Source organism: Paenibacillus methanolicus (assembly GCF_008124765.1).
Lineage (GTDB): Bacteria > Bacillota > Bacilli > Paenibacillales > Paenibacillaceae > Paenibacillus_Z > Paenibacillus_Z methanolicus.
In genome coordinates this window covers 1211034-1227545 of record NZ_VNHS01000001.1, presented here as the reverse complement: position 1 = coordinate 1227545, position 16512 = coordinate 1211034, and the positions used below count along the sequence as shown (strand labels likewise).

Here is a 16512-nt window from a genome sequence, read left to right as displayed (position 1 = left end):
GGGAGGCTTAAGTACCTAATTGCTTAAGCCTTTTTTCATGCCCATGCCCATATGACATAAATGTAAATAGGAGGTATTTTAGATCAGGAATTATATGTTAATATAAAAGATGTTAAAAAACGCCTGTGAAAGGGGGTGAAATAATGATAATTAGATTTCTCCGCGAAAACGTTTATGCTGCGGGGTTGTTGCTGCTGCTCCGGCTGTACGTAGGCTGGAAGTGGCTGGACGCCGGATTCCACAAATTGAAAGACGGCTTCGACGCTTCGGGTTTCCTGAAGAACGCCGTTGCCAATCCGGTCGTCGATCGCGGGACGAATGAACTGATTTATCCGACGTACACCGGTTTTATCGAGCATTTCGCGCAACCGAACGTCGGCTTGTTCAACTGGCTGATTCCGATCGGCGAGACGCTGGTCGGGCTTGGACTCATTCTTGGCGGGCTCGCGGCCGTTGCCGCATTCTTTGGCGTCCTCATGAACTTTATGTTCGTCTTCGCCGGATCGGTCAGCTCGAATCCGTGGATGATTTTGCTTGGCGCGATCATTGCCGTCTCCGGCTCGAACGCCGGTAGATTCGGCTTGGACTACTACTTGCTTCCTGCGCTTCGCAGATTAAGAGGCAAGAGAAATTCGCAGCAGGGGCTCGCTGCCTGAGCGCGCGGGTCAGTAGGGTTCGAATAAGGCAAAGCAAAGCACCCGGATAGCTTCGGGTGCTTTGTCGTTCCCATGCTCCGCTTACGAGACCGTCGTGCCGTCCGGCGCCTGTTGAGCGGCGCGCAACCGTACGACGTGTATACTGTCGAACGATCCGATTTTATCTTGGCATGATTGGAATCGGCCGGAAAAGCAAACAATGATGAAGAATGCGTTTGATAGCGGGCCGGCGAGGCTGCTCTGAGGAGTGTTCGTGGCATGGCGGTGTTGAGGGCTTATATTTTCTGCGATAATGCGCGCGAGCAGGCGGAATATTATGCGCGAGTATTGAAAGGGAAGATCGGACTCGTCGAAACCTATGGGGATCTTGCGGGCAGCGATTATCACGATCCGGACCGGGTGGAGCATTTGGAGCTGCATGCCGTCGGAGCCGTGTTTTATTTGGCCGACATGAAGGGCGCCGTGCGCGGGAACGCGATGGATTTAACGCTCGAATTTGAATCGGATGAAGAAGCGGGAGACGTCTTCGAGGCGCTGGCGGAAGGCAGCTCGGTGCTCGTGCCGTTCACGTCCATGCATTGGGGAAGAATGTACGGCCGGCTTGTCGATCGTTATGGCGTCGGCTGGATGATCGCGACCTCCGGACAAGATGCGGCGGACGGCTTGTGAAGCTACCGCTGGGGGGCGTATTCCGATGAGTCGATTTCTATTCAGAGAAGTCAAGCCCATGCTGGCTTCGGTCGCGGATGAACCCTTCGATGATGAAGACTTCCTGTTCGAGCCCAAGTGGGACGGCGCGCGGATGTTCATCCACAAGCAAGGCGAACGGCTGGAAGCCTTCACGAGGAGCGGCCGGCGCGTCACCGACAAGTTCCCGGAATTGAAGGAAGCGGTCTCGGCTATTCGCGCGAAGGAGGCCGTGCTCGATTGTGAAGGCATATGCCTAAACGACGGGAGAGCGGCGTTCGACGATATCGCCTATCGGCTTCGTCTTGGCGATCCGCGCCGTATTGCCGCGGCGGTCCGGTCGCATCCCGCTGCATGGATCGCCTTCGACGTGCTCGAGACGACGGAGGAGCATCTTCGAGAACCTTTGCTTGTCCGCAAAGACATTTTACGCGAATCCATCTTGTCTTCGGAGAGACTTGCCGCGTGCGCGTTCATGCCGGGGCTGGGCACGGCGCTCTATGCCTGGACGAAGGAGCGCCGAATGGAGGGCATCGTCGCCAAGAGGCGGCAGTCGGTCTATCGTCCGGACGTCGTCTCCGCGGATTGGATCAAGGTCAAGCATCCGATTGAAATCGACGTCATTATACTCGGTTACCAGACCGTCCCCGTCTTCGCGCTCGTCATTGGACTACATTTTCGGACCGTTCGGTTCAAACCGGTCGGTCTCGTGGAATCGGGTCTCGGCGAAGAACAAAGAGAGGCGTTCCTCGACATCGCGCGCAGCCTGCTGACGAATAAGGAGGGGCCGACGCAGTGGCTGCGTCCGGAGCTGTGCTGCCGGATCGAATACCGGGATCGGAGCGATCGGCACGAGCTTGGCAGGACGACATTCATCGGGTTCCTGCCGGACAAGCGGGCCGACGAATGCGCGTGGACCTATTAGGAAACGACAGAACGGCGAGTCATCCTCCATCGGATCGACTCGCCGTTCTCGTTGTAGCCGCGCATGCGTCGCGCTTTATTCGTGCAGCTGGTATTGATTGCCGCCTAGCTGCTTGGCCAGATACATCGCGGCATCGGCATTCTTCAGCAAATATTCGCTGGTCGTTCCGGATGGGGACGAGAGCGCGCCGCCTACGCTGCCTGTCGTGCAGATCTCGTTCGATCCGATGTGGAACGGTGCGGATAGCGCGTTCACGATTCGACAGGCCGTCTGGCGAAGCTGGTCCGCGTTCGTCCGGCGGAGCAGGATCGTGAATTCGTCGCCGCTAAGCCTGGACACGACCGAGCATGTGCCGTGCGCGGCTTCCGCCAGGCGCTGCGACACCTGGAAGATAAGCTGGTCGCCAGCCGCATGCCCGAGCGAATCGTTGACCGCTTTGAACCGGTCCAGATCGATGAATAGCACGGCAACCTGCTCGCGCAGCGGATCGCACGTCAACACGGCGGCATCCAGCTCGCGCTTGAACATCCTCCGGTTAGGCAGATTCGTCAGGACGTCGTGGTTAGCCATGTAATCGGTCTGTTGCAGCACGTCCTGCAGCTTGCTCATCAACAGCCGGTTCTCGTTCACGACCGACAGCTGGCGGAAGAGGATCAAGAGCATAGCGGCCAAGATGCCGAGGAATATGCCGTCGTTCATGAGCTCGTGCTGATAGACGAGCAGGCCTACCATGAAGAAGAAACCCGCATATGGCAATGTAGCGCGCCGAAGATTATACACTTCGCTTCGCATGGCGGACTTAGGCTGCTCCTCGGCATCGGCTTCCTCGACCGGCTTCTCGAATGCGTACAGTCCGGATGATCCGATCAACAGCAATCCGATATCCCAGACCAGATCCAGCCACCCGCCCGCGATGAACGTGCCGACGGCGAGCTGGTACATGTAGAAGGCGTCGGCGACGACGAATAGCACCATGCCCGCGATGAGAAAATAAACGGTCGCGCTCTCATGCCGGCCGACGAAGCGGTAGCTGTAGAGCGCATGCAATATGCAGAACAAGATGCCCAGATCGGAAATGGGATAAACGACGTTGGTGGCGATTCCTAGCCATGTCATATTTTCCAGCATCATCTCGATGTTGGGCACGATGATGAATTCCAGGCTGAGCGTCACGAGAGTCGTCATCATAATGAAGGAATCGAGCATGAAGCGTATACCGCGGAAATGATTTTTCTCTTGAATGAGGAGCACCATAAGCGCGGCAAAAAACATAATCGTCTGAACATTCCAGAGAATATCGGCGGCATAGGAAACGGCCGAGGGAAGATCGAACCATCCGCCGGCGTAATAGATTAGGTTCGCCAAGCTGTAGCTGGCTGTCCCAAGCGTAATGAACATCCAAAATTTGCGGAGGTAACCGGTTTTGTATGCCGTGGTGACGGCTGCGAGAAATACCGCCATGACGGTAGGGATCATTAAGATGACGGTCTTGAGCGAGACGGAGTCGGGGTATAACGCCATAATTAGCACGCAGAAGCATAAATAGGCCAATATGGCGACTTGAATCGGCTTTCGAAAAGGCACGAGCGGCATTCGCATCTTCCTTCAATGTTATCAGTTCGTGTAAGGTACACCTCATTATAGGGATTGCGACTTCGCTTGTAAATAAAGTGGGGGGTGGTATTAGTTAGGACGAGAGTTGGAAATTTGGTAATTCCAATGGAGGGGTATTGTTCATCATAAAGAGCAGTAGATTAATAGCTTCCAAACTTGGTTAAGCATGAGAGAATTCCAACTTTGGGAGGTAGATACCGAGATGTTCAAGCGAATGGATGAAATCATGATTGAAATTCCTGACGTCGAGAAGCCCGACCCAAATGCAGCCGCCGCCATACAGGAGCTGCTGGGCGGCAAGTTCGGCGAGATGTCGACGTTGAACAACTACTTGTTCCAATCGTTCAATTTTCGTTCGAAAGAAAAGCTGAAGCCCTTCTATGATCTGGTCATGAGCATTACCGCCGAAGAGCTGGGACATGTCGAGCTCGTCTCCCATGCCATCAACAAATGTTTGCGGGGGTCGACGGCGTACGACGACCCGGACCGCACGCCGCTCGGCACCGTCAAGGATGCCCGGCTATCCTACCACTTCCTCGCCGGCGCGCAAGGCGCAATGCCTTACGACTCCATGGGCAACCCGTGGAACGGAACCTATGTGTTCAACAGCGGCAATCTGGTCGAAGACCTGTTGCATAATTTCTTCTTGGAATGCGGAGCGCGCACGCACAAAATGAAGGTCTACGAGATGACCGATCATCCAGCGGCTCGCGCGGTCGTCGGCTTCCTGCTCGTCCGCGGCGGCGTGCACGTCGTGGCGTATGCCAAGGCGCTTGAAATGGCCACGGGCGTGGACGTAACGAAGTTGGTGCCGATCCCGTCGCTCAGCAACAAGCTGTACAATGAAGCCCGCAAGTATGAGGAGAAGGGCGAGCATACGAAGCTGTACACGTGGAGCGACAACGATTTCAACCAGATCGGCCAAATCTGGAAAGGGACGCATCCGGAGGACGGCTTGGAGCTGGAAGTGATTCAGGGCGCGCCGGCAGGCGTACCGATTCCGGAAGCGCCGCCCGTCGAGGAGGAATTCGCGCCAGGCATATCCGCGCTGGATTTTCAGGAGATTGCGGCCAGACTTAAAGCGGCGGGCAATATAAAGTGACGCTTCGATAGCGCATGAGGTGAACGAACGATCCCTAGGGGGTCGTTCGTTTTCGTGTGCCGATAAGACGGTTCATGCTCTTCTGTCAGGCATAATCGAAGGTTAGTGACTCCCAATTAATTACAATGAAAAATAAGGGCGTAACGGCGCCTCGCGGCAAGCGACATTGACCGAGGGCGCTAATATGGAGACGCAGCGGTTGTCGCAACTCATCGAATACGTGCATGGCAGTGCGGCGACTATTGCCTCATTGTCCGCGACCGCGGAAGACGTGCTCGTCGCCGGAGCCGGGCAGATGGATTCGCTGCAAGCGCACGCGCGGGAGACGGACCGGGCGAACGGCGAAATCGCGGATACGCTCGAATCGCTCGCGGGCCGCATGAACGGCATCCGGGACATCGTCCATGCGATATACGGCATAGCGGATCAAACGAAGCTGTTGGCGCTCAACGCGAGCATCGAAGCGGCAAGGGCGGGAGAATCCGGACAAGGATTTGCCGTCGTGGCCTCGGAAATCCGCAAGCTTGCCACCCAGGCTTCCTCGGCGACTGGCGAAATTTACGAGACGATCGACGGGCTCGGCCGGGAGTTTGCGGAGGCGATGGCCGTCATGGGCAGAACGGAAGCCTTGTCGGCGGAGCAATCCGGCATGGTGAAGGAGGCGGCGCATGCGTTCCAATCCGTCGCGGAAACGGTGCACGCCATTCTCGCCTCCGTCCAAGACGCGAACGAGGGGATCGGCGAAGTTCGCGCGTTGAAGGAAACGGTCGTTATCTTATACTTCCGAAATGATTCATAATGGCGTCCCGGGTTCCCATCCCCGTGGCGCTTTTCGACGTTATTTTTCGATGCGCGCGCTAACGCGTTTTCGCCGCCGACAAGAGGGAGAAAGGAACGCTCGTGCGGATCACAAAGGACAGAAAATCATAAACAAAATCGGTAATTTGTAAATACAGCCCGAAGCCGTCGTTTATATAGTTAGGGTGTAAGCGTATCTATCAATCGGGCCGCCTATATCGGGTCGGATTTCCGCGACGAATGGCGGCGGGCGGCCAACTGGCTCGTTCACGAAGCGGAGGAAGGCCGCGGCTTCAACGTCGTCGAGCTGCAGGGCACCCCGGGTTCCGCGCCGGCGATCGGCCGCAAGCGCGGCTTCGACGAGGCGCTAAGCGGCGACGCGCGATTCCGTCGGCTTGCTTCCTATGAGGGCGACTTCACGAGGGCGAAGGGGAGGTCGCTGATGGAGCAAGCGCTGCGCGAGCATAGCCGCGAGATCGGCATCGTCTATGCGCACAACGACGACATGGCGCTCGGCGCGATCGAGGCGATTGAGGCATTCGGCCTGAAGCTGGGCAAGGATATTCGGATCATCTCGGTCGATGCGACGCGGGCGGCGCTCAAGGCGCTCAGCATCGGCAAGCTGAACTTGGTCGTCGAATGCGACCCGCTGCTCGGGCCGCAGCTCATGAAAGCGGTGAAGGACCTGGTGGCCGGGAAGGAGCTGCCGATGAAGATCGTCACGGCCGAAGGGCTATTCACGCCGCAGAGCGCGAAGGTCGAGCTGGGCAACCGGGAATTTTAAACCGGCTAATGCCGCAGGATAAGCGGGCTCCAGTAGCCTGTTCATTATGGAAAAATGCCGCACGCATCCAAAGAAATGTCCTTCAAGCACGAAATGCGGATGAATTACGATGAGGTAACGACCGCGGCCGCGGCAGGGAGACCCGTTCGCGGCAGGCTTGATTTCCAGGGGAAAGAAGGACGATGAGGATGAATAACGAGCATCGATTGCCGCAATTGGGCGGCGCCAACTATCAAAATCCGCTGACGATCGCGGATAGCGGCCAGTCGCCGGACGCGCAAGTTATTCCGGATCCCTACGTGCTTAAGCATAATGGCGAATATTACTGCTACGCCACGGGAGGACCCGGAGTTAAACTGCTCCGTTCCAAGGACTTGGTCGACTGGACGTATGAGGGCTATGCTTTACGGCAGGAGGGACAGAAGAACTTCTGGGCGCCGTCGGTGCTCTACGACAACGGCACGTTCTATATGTATTACTCCTCGACGCCGGAGCAGGAGGAGGATCCGCACTTCGAATACATGAAGGTATCGGTCTCTACCTCGCCCGAGGGACCGTTCACGTATGTGAAAACGTTCTTCGGCAATTTCAGCATCGATGCCCATGTCGTGAGGCAGGACGACGGCGCGTTCTACCTCTATTATTCCGTCAATGACTATACAGGAACCTCGGCATCGCGGCCGGGCACGGTTATTCTGCGGGATCGGCTCATCGACCTCCTGACGCCGGAGGGCAAGCCGGAGCTGGTGCTGGCGCCGACGATCGACGAGGAGATTTTCGCCCGCAACCGGTTCGGCGACGGACGCGATTGGCATACGATCGAGGGCGCGTTCTACTTGCAGCGGCGGGGCAAACACTATGTGATGTACAGCGGAAATGCGTTCACGCACGAGCATTATTACGTCGGTTATGCGATGTCGGCTGACGGCCGGAACTGGCGCAAATATCCCGACGACTTCACATACTCTCCGGTCATCCGCCGGAATGAACGCGTGGAAGGAACCGGCCATCATTCGCTCGCCATGGCGCCGAATAACGTGGATCTGTGGATGGTCTACCATGGCCGGGACGCGACGCAGCAGATCGATCAAGCGCAAGAGCAGCGTCAGCTGCGCATGGACCCGCTTCTGTGGAACGGCGAGCGCATCTGGACGCCGGGGCCGACCTATGCGAAGCAGGATGCGCCCGCGATGCCGGCTTTCCGCGATTTGTTCGAGGATACGGACGGCGAGGCGGCGGCCGCTAATTGGCGGACGCTGCGCGGGGAGTGGACGAGGCAAGGCGGGAAACTGACGCAAACGAGCCATGCTTGCGCGGCCGCGATGATCACGTCCTCCGCGTTCCGAAACTATGTATGCGAGGTAAGCTTACGTTGGCGCCATCACTTCTTGGGCGGCGTCTACGGCGTGTACGCTTGCTATCAGGACGATCGGAATTACGTCCTCGTCGAGCTCGATGCCGGACGCGGGAGGCTGACGATGCACGAGGTGCGCGGCGGGATTCGCGGCCGGGCGACCGAAGCCGCGCTGCCGCCGGCATTCCGGTTCGATTGTGACCAGACGCTCCGGATCGAGAAGCTTGGCGGCTTCTGCCGGGTGCTGCTGGGCGGCGTCCCGATGCTTCGCGAGCGATACGGACTGCGCGAAGGCGCCATCGGCCTCGCGACGCGGTTTACCTCGGCCTCGTTCGCTTCGATCGAAGTGACGCGCCATCTCGAACATAGGGAAGGCGCGGACGACGAATTCGCGGCGCTGTTCGAAGCGGCGGATACGTCCGGCGTCTTCGCTTCTTGGGCGTTCGATCAAGGCGCGTTCGTCTGCCAGACCGACGACACGGCTGCCGAGCAAACCGTCTTCTCCGCCGATAGCTTGCCCGCTAGCTGTCAGGTGCAATTGGATTTCGTGGTCGAATCGCCAGCCGCTAGCCGCTCGGTCGTGTTCTACGCCGCGTATCGGGACAAACAGAACTATTTGAAGTTCGAGCTTGACCTGGCATCCTCGGAGGTGCGCGGCCACATGTGCCGGGCCGGCGACGTGCTCGACCTGCCGCCGATTCGGCTTGCGGGCGGCTGCGAGCGGCACCTCCTGCATTCGTTCCGGTCGAGGAAGGGGCATGACCGTTTGTTCGTCATGCTGAACGAGACGATTCTTTACGACGATCTGGCCGCGTTCGACGGCGAGCGATTCGGGTTCGGTTGTCGGGGGAGAGCGAGGTTTGAAGGGATTACGGTGACGGAATAGCGCTGCCGAACCGCATCGACGAATAGAAGCTGCTTACATAGCCATCTCGGGGACGAGGGCGCGTTAGCGGCTTTTTTTGCGCTTTATTTTTTCATATACCAGGACGAATTTATACATTTTTAGGTAGTACGACTTATATGGGGATGATAAAATCAGTGTGGAACAAATTTCCTGAACTAGCAGACGGGATGGCTTCTAGTGCTCTTGTTCGCGAAAATTGTCATATTATCAATAGTTGAATCACGAAAAGACGAATAAGGAGCAATCGGGGGATGAAACGTTGGGCTGGTTTGGGAATTGCGGCACTGATTCTTTTAGCATATCCGGGTGCAATAGATGCGGAGTCGACGTGTATCGGAAACTGTGTACAAGTCTTATCGCATCTTGATCAAAACATGAAGGCGAATATTGTCCTCGTCAAGGGCGGTGGAGGAGGGGGAAGCAGCTCCGGCGGGCGAAGTTCGAGCGCTTCGAGTTCAAGCGGGAAGAGCTATGGCGGAAGTTCAAGCGGCTCAAGCTCAAGTACGAAAAGCTCCGTCCGAAGCTCAAGCGGCTCTAGCTCAAGCACGAAAAGTTCTGGCGGCAAAATTTCCGGAGGAAAAAGCACCAACGGAAAGGGCTCCGGCGGCAGCAAAAGCGGGGCTGCCGGTCAGTCGGGCAATACGGAACAGTCAATTTCAAATAGGTTGACGGCTGCCGAAAAAAAGTTGCAAAAAATCGGTAAAGCCGATGGGGCGAAAAACGGATATGCCGATGCTTACGCCGGCAGTACGTTGATCATTTATTATCAATATCAAGACGAGGCCTATATGGAAGAGTATGATGAATCCTATCGGGCAGCTTACGCGGCAGGCCAGAAGAAGCTGCAGCAGGATATCGCGAAGGCTGCCAACGAGGGCTATGCATTAGGAAAAAAGACCAACCAACTGAAGATTCCGGAAACGTATCAAAAAAGCGATAAGGTTGCCGATACGTTCAGATCCTATTTTTACAAGGCCGTCTCGGAACGAGATCAGGCGATAAGCAAAAAGTATTATCAAGACGGGTTGAAGCACGGGTTGAAGGATGTACACCTCCCGCCGCAAAAAGCAAGAAAGGTATTCGCGGATGCGTATGAGAATGGCTACGCGAAAGGTCAGTCGGATTTGAAGACGTACTACATGAAGCAAGGCCGGAATGCGGCTTTTCAGTCGTTAAAATACGAGGAGCCGGCGACAGCCAACCCGAAGTTGGCCGGTTGGTATCGCGAGGGCTTCGATGAAGCGCAAGGGGATGTTCAAGGGAGCAAGAATAACGCGTTCCTGCTCGGGGCGATCGGGAGGACCTACAAGTATCCGGACGACGCCGAGTTATCGGAAGCCGTTTATAAGCGTGCCTTTCTCGGCGGGCAAGTAGCGGCTCGGAACTTTATGGCGTTTCTTCGATTCGTTCTCTTCGTCACCGCAGCATGCTGGCTGGTTCGACGATTTATTATAGCTTGGAATTACAGCCGGTAAGGGAGCGGGATGAGGATGAGTTTATATAGGAAGCTTTGTCATGTCGTCGAGGACGGGTTCATTCATCTGCTAACCCGCAAACGGAGCGCGGAAGAGAGGGACGTGGTAAGAGCCAAAGCCGCTGCCTACCGCAGGCATCAAGCGCTGCTGCGTGAAGAGCGTTTGCGAGGAAAGCAGCGAAAAAGAGCGCTGAATGACCGACAGAGAATGCGAAATTCATGACATGGAAATAAGGAATAGATAGACTTGCAGGTACAAAGGCTAGCTGGGTAATTGCGCCCGGCTGGTCTTTTTTTTCATCTACCGCACGTCGAACCGATTCGAGAACATCGCCCCGCGAAGCCGCAGACTGACGATGATCTTGCCCGGCGTAGCCGTAAAGGAGAGGACGCCGTCATGCTTCACCTCTGGCGTGACGAGGTCGCGCAGCTCGTCGGCGTCGCCTTTCTTCGCCGCTAGATAGATCGACCAAGCGTAAGCCTTATCGCTGGCCAGCTTCTTGTACCAAGGCAGAAGGGAGGCGGCCAGGCGGGTAACGCCTTTGATGGCGGGATCTTTGCGGTGGTTGCTCTTCGTTTTGTTCGAGTTCTTCGTTGAGCTCGGAAGTGTGTTCTCGGCGGATTCCGTGTTGGACCTCGCGTTACTCTCCGTATTTGAATCCGCATAAATCACTGTCGTTAATCTCGATGCCGCCTTCATGTTACGGGGAATGTTCTTCCTCTGAATGGCCTTCGAAGTCGCACGCCGCCCGAGACGGATGTTCCGATGCCGGGCAGCGCCACGATTTGAGCTTCGTACAGCATTCCTCATCCCAATCCCTCCTGCCCGAATTGATATAGGATATGCCAACGCGCAAGCAAACGCATGGATGCGGGCAGTAAGGATCGCTTTTCAAGCTACGTGATCGCGGAACTAGCAGCGATCACCACTCTGCTTCCCCGTGAACGGGAAGCCTTCCTTTGATGTAGGTACTGTTCGAGGCTGCCTAGGAACGGAGCAGTGAAGGATTCTGGAGAAGCGGAAGCGTTCGCCTTTGTGGAGTGATTCCTACCTTCATCCTTTTCAATCAGGGAATCACGAAACAACAGCGATCGGAAGAACCTTCGACTGTGAGTGAAAATTGGCAGCCATCCCGCATTACCGAAATCACTTCAGCTCCCCGTTCACCTCCTTAATGGATTCCCGCAGCCCCATCGCCTCATACTTCGCCAACGTCGCTTGCCACAGCTGCTGCGGATCGCCCTCGCTTAGAATCGCTTGCGTCAAGTCCTCGAGCGGGGCAATCGCGGCGCTCAGCTTGTCTTTGCTCGGCGTGGACAGCGAGACCGCGCTATAGCTGAACGGCACGGCCACGGCGTGGTTGAGCAGCCAGCGCATCTCCTCCAGCGCGGCTTGAATGTTGCGCTCGCCGTAGTTGATCTTGTTGATGACGTCTAACCGGTACGTGCGCTCCATCCCCCACGAGGCGAGCGATTGGAAGACGTTCGTGGACGGATACAGCTTCTGGATGCTGACCGGCTTGCCGGTCTTCTCGTCGAGCGGACGCGTAATGACGATCTCCTCGCCTTGCATGACGTAATCCTGGCCTTCGATGCCGTAGCGCATGAGCATCATGCCCACGGGGGAGAGCAAGTAATCGTACAGCCGCAGGATGCGGTCCATTTTGGCCTCGTCTACCTTGGCGCTGAAGTAGCTCTCCGACCAATAGGTTGGCGCGACATAGTAGTAGCGGTTGCCGTCCTGCGCCGGCCAGAGGCGCATGATTTTGACCGCGTCGTAGAAGTCGGCGTCGGGGTTGTATTTGTTCCAGAGCGCGACGAATTTGCTCAAGCTGTCCGGCGTCGCCTTGTAGGCGAGCGCGCCGGCTCGGCCCTGGGCGAATTTCTCGGTCGCGTCGTCTTCCTTCAGCAGGAAAAACTCCGCATCCAGGCCGCCGCTCCGCTGCAGCCGGTCATATTGATCGACGACGCGGCTCATCTGCTTGGATGCGTAATACGGAATCCATTCGTTGTCCTCCTGCACCCATTGGCCGACGCCGAACTGCGGGAACGCGGGGGAGAAGACCCAAGCGAGATAGGGCAGTCCCGCGGCGGTTAAGCCGACGGTGTCGCGCTGGCCGTTGCGGTCGGGATCTTCGTCCGCGAAGCGCCGCATCGACTGTTGGAATTGTTCGAAATTCAGCGGATCGGGCATGGCCAGCTCGCTCATCCAATCTTTGCGGATGAAGACAACGCGGTCGAGCATCCACAGATCGTTCGTCGGATAAGCGATCCGCGGCAGCATATGGAGCTTGTTGTCGTGGCGGAGCGCGCGGGTATCGGGAATTTGGGAGAGCTCGTAGACGTAAGGGTAGGGGCTGAGGTCGTCCGGGAGCGGGCGGATCAAGTTCTGCTTGATCCAATCGGCGTACAGGCCGGGCGACTCGCTCACGACCGTATGCGCGAACACGTCGGGCAACTTGTCGGTGGCGGCCCACACTTTGAATTTCTCCGCGTAGTCGGTCCGGCTCACCTGCACGGGCTGCAGGTCGATGTCCAGATCGTGCTCGATCTTGCGAAGGACGGCGTCGCCGGCGTCGAAATAGCGCTTGATGTCCCAATAGGCGATGGAGATCGGCATCGGCTCGCTTGGCGCCCGCAAGTCGTTTACCTCCGTTCCAACTTCGTTCGGTTCGCTGCAGGCCACGCTCATCGAGGTGAAAACCGCGATCAGAAGGATAATGCCGGTTACGCGGAGCATACGCATCGTTCAACCTCCTCTGGCACTAAGGTGAGTGCCTTATCTACAAAAATAGTAATAGATCCGCGCATATCTGTAAATAAAACCTCGTAATTCCACATCAATATGGTAGAATTTGATCAAATATAGGTGGAGTGGGGGGCGAAGTGTGAGCTTTTACCGCACGCTATCGATTCGAACGCAGCTGCTATTGATGGTCGCCGTCATAGCCGTCGTCATGTTTTCTATTATCGCCGTCACGTACGTGCAGATGGCGGGCATCATTACGCGCAACAACGAACGGTACACGAACGACATCATCTCGCAAATTCGCCAGACGGTGCACGCGAACAAAGACGTCATCGACCGGCTCATGTCCAACATCGCGTTCGATGCCGACGTGCAGAATTTCCTGACCCGGCCGGATGTCGCGGATATCTACGGCACGTCGAAGAAGGTGAACAGCCTGTTCCTCAACATGAGCAATCTGAAGGAAGGCATTCTGGACATCGTCGTCTACGGCGAACAGAGCCGATGGTACGATCTCTACGGCGGCAAGAAGAAGATCATGCCGTTCGTGAACGCCATCCTCGCGCGGGATACGCCTTACTACTTCGGCATGCAAAATTTCGGCGATACGTATCAGAGCGAGAACGGTTATCTCATCGGGATGAAAATCCGCTCCTATCAGCCTGGCGAACAATTCAACGCGGTCATCGGCACGCTCTTCTTCATTCTCGATCCGAAAGCGCTGATCGGACAGGAAGGCGGCGAGCAGGCGGAGGCGATCGCGACGGAATCGTTCCTCATCGACCGCGGCAACAAAATCATGTCCAGCCGCGATCCGCAGCAGGTGGGGCTCAAGCTGAACGCGATTCTCGCCGAAGGGCAGACGGCGGGCGGCGCGCGTAACGTGGAGCTGAACGGACGCGTGTATATCGTGCAAACCGAGGATTTGCCGGAGATCAACGGGATGATCGTCAGCATGATTCCGAAGGCGGAGCTCATGCGCGACATGGTCCGGATTCAGCGCGTCGAAGGGATGCTGCTCGTCGCGGGGGCGGCCATCATTCTTCTGCTCGTCATGCTGATCATCAACAATCTGCTCGTCCCGCTCAAGAAAATGATGTCCTTCATCAGCACGATCAAGCGCGGCGATCTGAACAAACTCAAGAAACGCATTCAACTGCGCGGCTATGCCGAGATCACGGTCATGTCCACCGAATTCAACAACATGCTCGATCAGGTGGACGGGCTGACCCGACAACTGCTGGAGACGAACGCGATGCTGTACGAGGCGGAGCTGACGAAGAAGCGGTCGGAACTGCTCTTCCTGCGCAGCCAGATCAACCCGCACTTTCTGTACAACACGCTCGAGATGGTGAAAGGGATGGCGGCGGTGGCGGGGGCGAAGGACATCCGCGAGATCGCGCGGGCGCTCGGCGAGATTTTTCGCTACAGCATCAAGGGCGGAGACATCGTGCCGCTGCGCGAGGAACTGGACATCGTGCGATCGTACATGCAGATTCAGCAGCTGCGCTTCGGCGGCCGTTTCGAGGTTCGGTACGAACTGGATGAAGGGGCGATGACGCGCCAGGTGCCCAAAATGATTTTGCAGCCGCTCGTCGAGAACGCGGTGTTTCACGGGCTGGAGCTGAAGGAAGAACCGGGCACGCTCGTCATTCGGGCCGGCTTGGACGAGAACAGATGGCTCACGGTCGATATCGAGGATGACGGCATCGGGATGACCGCCGCCAGATTGGTTCAAATTCAGGAAGGATTAGGCCGCTCGTTCGCGGATCGAACGCCGCAGGCCGCGGAGGAAGAGGTCGGCGCCAGCATCGGATTGGCCAATGTCCATCACCGGATTCAGTTGACATACGGCCCGTCCGGGGGACTTCGGATCGAGAGCGCGCCGGGCGCGGGAACGACAATCCGGTTAACGATGCCGATAGGGGGAGATCAGGATGTTCAGCGTATTGATCGTGGATGACGAGAGCTGGGTGGTCGAAAGCTTGAAGGCGAGCCTGGAGTGGGAGGACTACGGTTTCGCGATCGTCGGAGAGGCCTACGGCGGGCTGGAAGCGTTGGAGCAGATCGTCAACCTCCGGCCGGACGTCGTGTTCACCGATATCCGGATGCCCGGCATGACCGGCCTGCAGCTGATCAAGCAAGGCATGGAGTCCGCCGATCCGCCGATCTTCGTCGTCGTGAGCGGCCACGCGGAATTCGCCTATGCCCAGCGGGCGCTGAATTACGGCGCGGCGGCGTATTGTCTGAAGCCCTACGACGAACGGGAAATCATTGACGTGCTGCTCAAGTTGAAGAAGCGTCTCGAGGCGTCGCGTTATTTGTCCGACATCATGCTGCTGCAGCTGATCGGCGAAGGGACGGAAGTGAGCGCCGACATGCTGAAGCGGGCGTGCGAGCAGCGCGGCTTCCGAATGGACGGCCCGGGAGGCGGAGCGGCGGTGGCGTGCATCGGAGGGAGCGGCGATTGGCTGGTAGGCGAGCGGGCGCTGCGGATTCGGATCGGCCAAGATCGCATGCTGTATCTGCTCCCGTACGATCGGATGGAGGACGCGCTCGGCCGTCTAGACGGCAGGTTGCCGGAAGGGATGAAGGGGATCGGCGTCAGCTTAAAGATCGGCGAGTACGGAATGATCAAGGAGGCGGTCGATTGCGCCTTGCTGCGCGCGAACCAATTTTTCGTCTCGGGGGTGTCCGGCATCTACCATGAACGCGAAGGCTCGAACGCCGCCGTCCATGAGCTGATGAAGAAAATCAGTCTGTCTATGGCAAGCAAAGATACCCCCGCACTCCATGCGGCGTTCGACGAAGCGGGGCGGCTGTTCGGCCATGGGAACCTGACGATTCGGCAAGCCTTCCACTTCTATAATATGACGGTCGCGTTCTTGTACCGCGCGGAGGGCGAACAGCGCGAAAGCCTGCTGCTGAGCTACGAGCAATTAATGGAGTCGTTCGCGAACGTAACGGAGATGATCGTCTATTTGCGCGCGCTGTCCATGAGGAGCCTCAGCGAGGCGGTGCCGGCCGAACCGGCCCTGACGAGCAACGAGACGATGATCGCGATTCTGAATCACGTCAAGCATAACTTCGACAAGGACATTTCGATCCAGAGCTTGGCCCATCAGCATTACATTCACCCCAATTACGTCAGCCAGCTGTTCAAGAAAGAAGTCGGCGAGACGTTCACGGCGTACATAACGCGGCTTCGGATTGCGCGCGCGTGCGAGCTGCTCGCGACGACCAATCTGATGGTTACCGAAATCGCGGAGCGGGTCGGCTACGGGGATTATTACTATTTCACGCGCATTTTCAAGAAAACAACCCTCCAGACCCCGACGCAGTACCGAGAATCGTCCGCCAAACCGATCATGTGAAGTATGCATGTGGATCTCGCGAATCCTATCGACGATTTTAAGCATTCGTATGTCCGAATGTTAGCATTTTCTGTTATGCGTTGCCTTT

At 57.1% G+C, this 16512-nt stretch carries 13 protein-coding genes; 10 read left to right on the top strand and 3 right to left on the bottom strand.

Going from position 1 to position 16512, the window contains the following annotated elements; genetic code table 11:
- Window positions 1-143: 143 nt before the first annotated feature.
- From BCM02_RS04725 to BCM02_RS04715, 3 genes are all read left to right on the top strand, one after another.
- On the top strand, window positions 144-656 hold the full coding sequence (locus BCM02_RS04725) for a TQO small subunit DoxD (RefSeq protein WP_148927858.1): 513 nt from the start codon (window positions 144-146) through the stop codon (window positions 654-656).
- Window positions 657-914: 258 nt separating this feature from the next.
- Window positions 915-1325: a VOC family protein gene (locus tag BCM02_RS04720; RefSeq protein WP_148927857.1), complete on the top strand. Its 411-nt coding sequence runs from the start codon at window positions 915-917 to the stop codon at window positions 1323-1325.
- 25 nt (window positions 1326-1350) lie between these two features.
- Window positions 1351-2268 (top strand): ATP-dependent DNA ligase, encoded by a 918-nt coding sequence (locus BCM02_RS04715; protein ID WP_148927856.1) that lies wholly within the window; start codon window positions 1351-1353, stop codon window positions 2266-2268.
- A 75-nt stretch (window positions 2269-2343) separates the two neighbouring features.
- Here BCM02_RS04715 and BCM02_RS04710 read toward each other — a convergent pair whose 3' ends face one another.
- Window positions 2344-3861 carry a diguanylate cyclase domain-containing protein gene (locus BCM02_RS04710; RefSeq protein WP_187434018.1) on the bottom strand — a complete coding sequence of 506 codons (1518 nt, stop codon included), beginning with the start codon at window positions 3859-3861 and terminating at the stop codon, window positions 2344-2346.
- Between the two features lie 223 nt (window positions 3862-4084).
- Here BCM02_RS04710 and BCM02_RS04705 point away from each other — a divergent pair, with 223 nt between their 5' ends.
- The 5 genes from BCM02_RS04705 (at window position 4085) to BCM02_RS04685 (ending at window position 10302) form a co-directional block, all read left to right on the top strand.
- Window positions 4085-4984: a manganese catalase family protein gene (locus BCM02_RS04705; protein WP_148927854.1), complete on the top strand. Its 900-nt coding sequence runs from the start codon at window positions 4085-4087 to the stop codon at window positions 4982-4984.
- Window positions 4985-5183: 199 nt separating this feature from the next.
- Window positions 5184-5783: a methyl-accepting chemotaxis protein gene (locus tag BCM02_RS04700; protein WP_222870988.1), complete on the top strand. Its 600-nt coding sequence runs from the start codon at window positions 5184-5186 to the stop codon at window positions 5781-5783.
- A gap of 198 nt (window positions 5784-5981) precedes the next feature.
- Window positions 5982-6566, top strand: a complete 585-nt coding sequence (locus tag BCM02_RS04695) for a substrate-binding domain-containing protein (RefSeq protein ID WP_148927852.1) — start codon at window positions 5982-5984, stop codon at window positions 6564-6566.
- A 182-nt stretch (window positions 6567-6748) separates the two neighbouring features.
- Entirely contained in the window at window positions 6749-8806 is a 2058-nt protein-coding gene (locus BCM02_RS04690) for a glycoside hydrolase family 43 protein (protein ID WP_148927851.1), read from the top strand.
- Window positions 8807-9078: 272 nt separating this feature from the next.
- Window positions 9079-10302: a hypothetical protein gene (locus tag BCM02_RS04685; protein WP_148927850.1), complete on the top strand. Its 1224-nt coding sequence runs from the start codon at window positions 9079-9081 to the stop codon at window positions 10300-10302.
- Between the two features lie 300 nt (window positions 10303-10602).
- Here the strand turns inward: BCM02_RS04685 and BCM02_RS04680 are convergent, their stop codons facing one another.
- Both BCM02_RS04680 and BCM02_RS04675 read right to left on the bottom strand, forming a co-directional pair.
- Window positions 10603-10974: a hypothetical protein gene (locus BCM02_RS04680; protein WP_148927849.1), complete on the bottom strand. Its 372-nt coding sequence runs from the start codon at window positions 10972-10974 to the stop codon at window positions 10603-10605.
- A 474-nt stretch (window positions 10975-11448) separates the two neighbouring features.
- Entirely contained in the window at window positions 11449-13047 is a 1599-nt protein-coding gene (locus BCM02_RS04675; protein ID WP_148927848.1) for a type 2 periplasmic-binding domain-containing protein, read from the bottom strand.
- A gap of 142 nt (window positions 13048-13189) precedes the next feature.
- Between BCM02_RS04675 and BCM02_RS04670 the strand changes: the two genes are divergently transcribed.
- Window positions 13190-15013 carry a sensor histidine kinase gene (locus BCM02_RS04670; RefSeq protein WP_148927847.1) on the top strand — a complete coding sequence of 608 codons (1824 nt, stop codon included), beginning with the start codon at window positions 13190-13192 and terminating at the stop codon, window positions 15011-15013.
- Window positions 14988-16424, top strand: coding sequence for a response regulator (locus tag BCM02_RS04665; RefSeq protein WP_148927846.1), 1437 nt, complete (start codon window positions 14988-14990; stop codon window positions 16422-16424). The genes BCM02_RS04670 and BCM02_RS04665 overlap by 26 nt, the downstream gene beginning before the upstream one ends.
- Window positions 16425-16512 lie beyond the last annotated feature (88 nt).

Bases quoted from the DNA above. Each gene is read 5' to 3' on its own strand.
- BCM02_RS04725 (WP_148927858.1), top strand. From the start codon at position 144: ATGATAATTAGATTTCTCCGCGAAAACGTTTATGCTGCGGGGTTGTTG.
- BCM02_RS04720 (WP_148927857.1), top strand. From the start codon at position 915: ATGGCGGTGTTGAGGGCTTATATTTTCTGCGATAATGCGCGCGAGCAG.
- BCM02_RS04715 (WP_148927856.1), top strand. From the start codon at position 1,351: ATGAGTCGATTTCTATTCAGAGAAGTCAAGCCCATGCTGGCTTCGGTC.
- BCM02_RS04710 (WP_187434018.1), bottom strand. From the start codon at position 3,861: ATGCCGCTCGTGCCTTTTCGAAAGCCGATTCAAGTCGCCATATTGGCC.
- BCM02_RS04705 (WP_148927854.1), top strand. From the start codon at position 4,085: ATGTTCAAGCGAATGGATGAAATCATGATTGAAATTCCTGACGTCGAG.
- BCM02_RS04690 (WP_148927851.1), top strand. From the start codon at position 6,749: ATGAGGATGAATAACGAGCATCGATTGCCGCAATTGGGCGGCGCCAAC.
- BCM02_RS04685 (WP_148927850.1), top strand. From the start codon at position 9,079: ATGAAACGTTGGGCTGGTTTGGGAATTGCGGCACTGATTCTTTTAGCA.
- BCM02_RS04675 (WP_148927848.1), bottom strand. From the start codon at position 13,047: ATGCGTATGCTCCGCGTAACCGGCATTATCCTTCTGATCGCGGTTTTC.
- BCM02_RS04665 (WP_148927846.1), top strand. From the start codon at position 14,988: ATGTTCAGCGTATTGATCGTGGATGACGAGAGCTGGGTGGTCGAAAGC.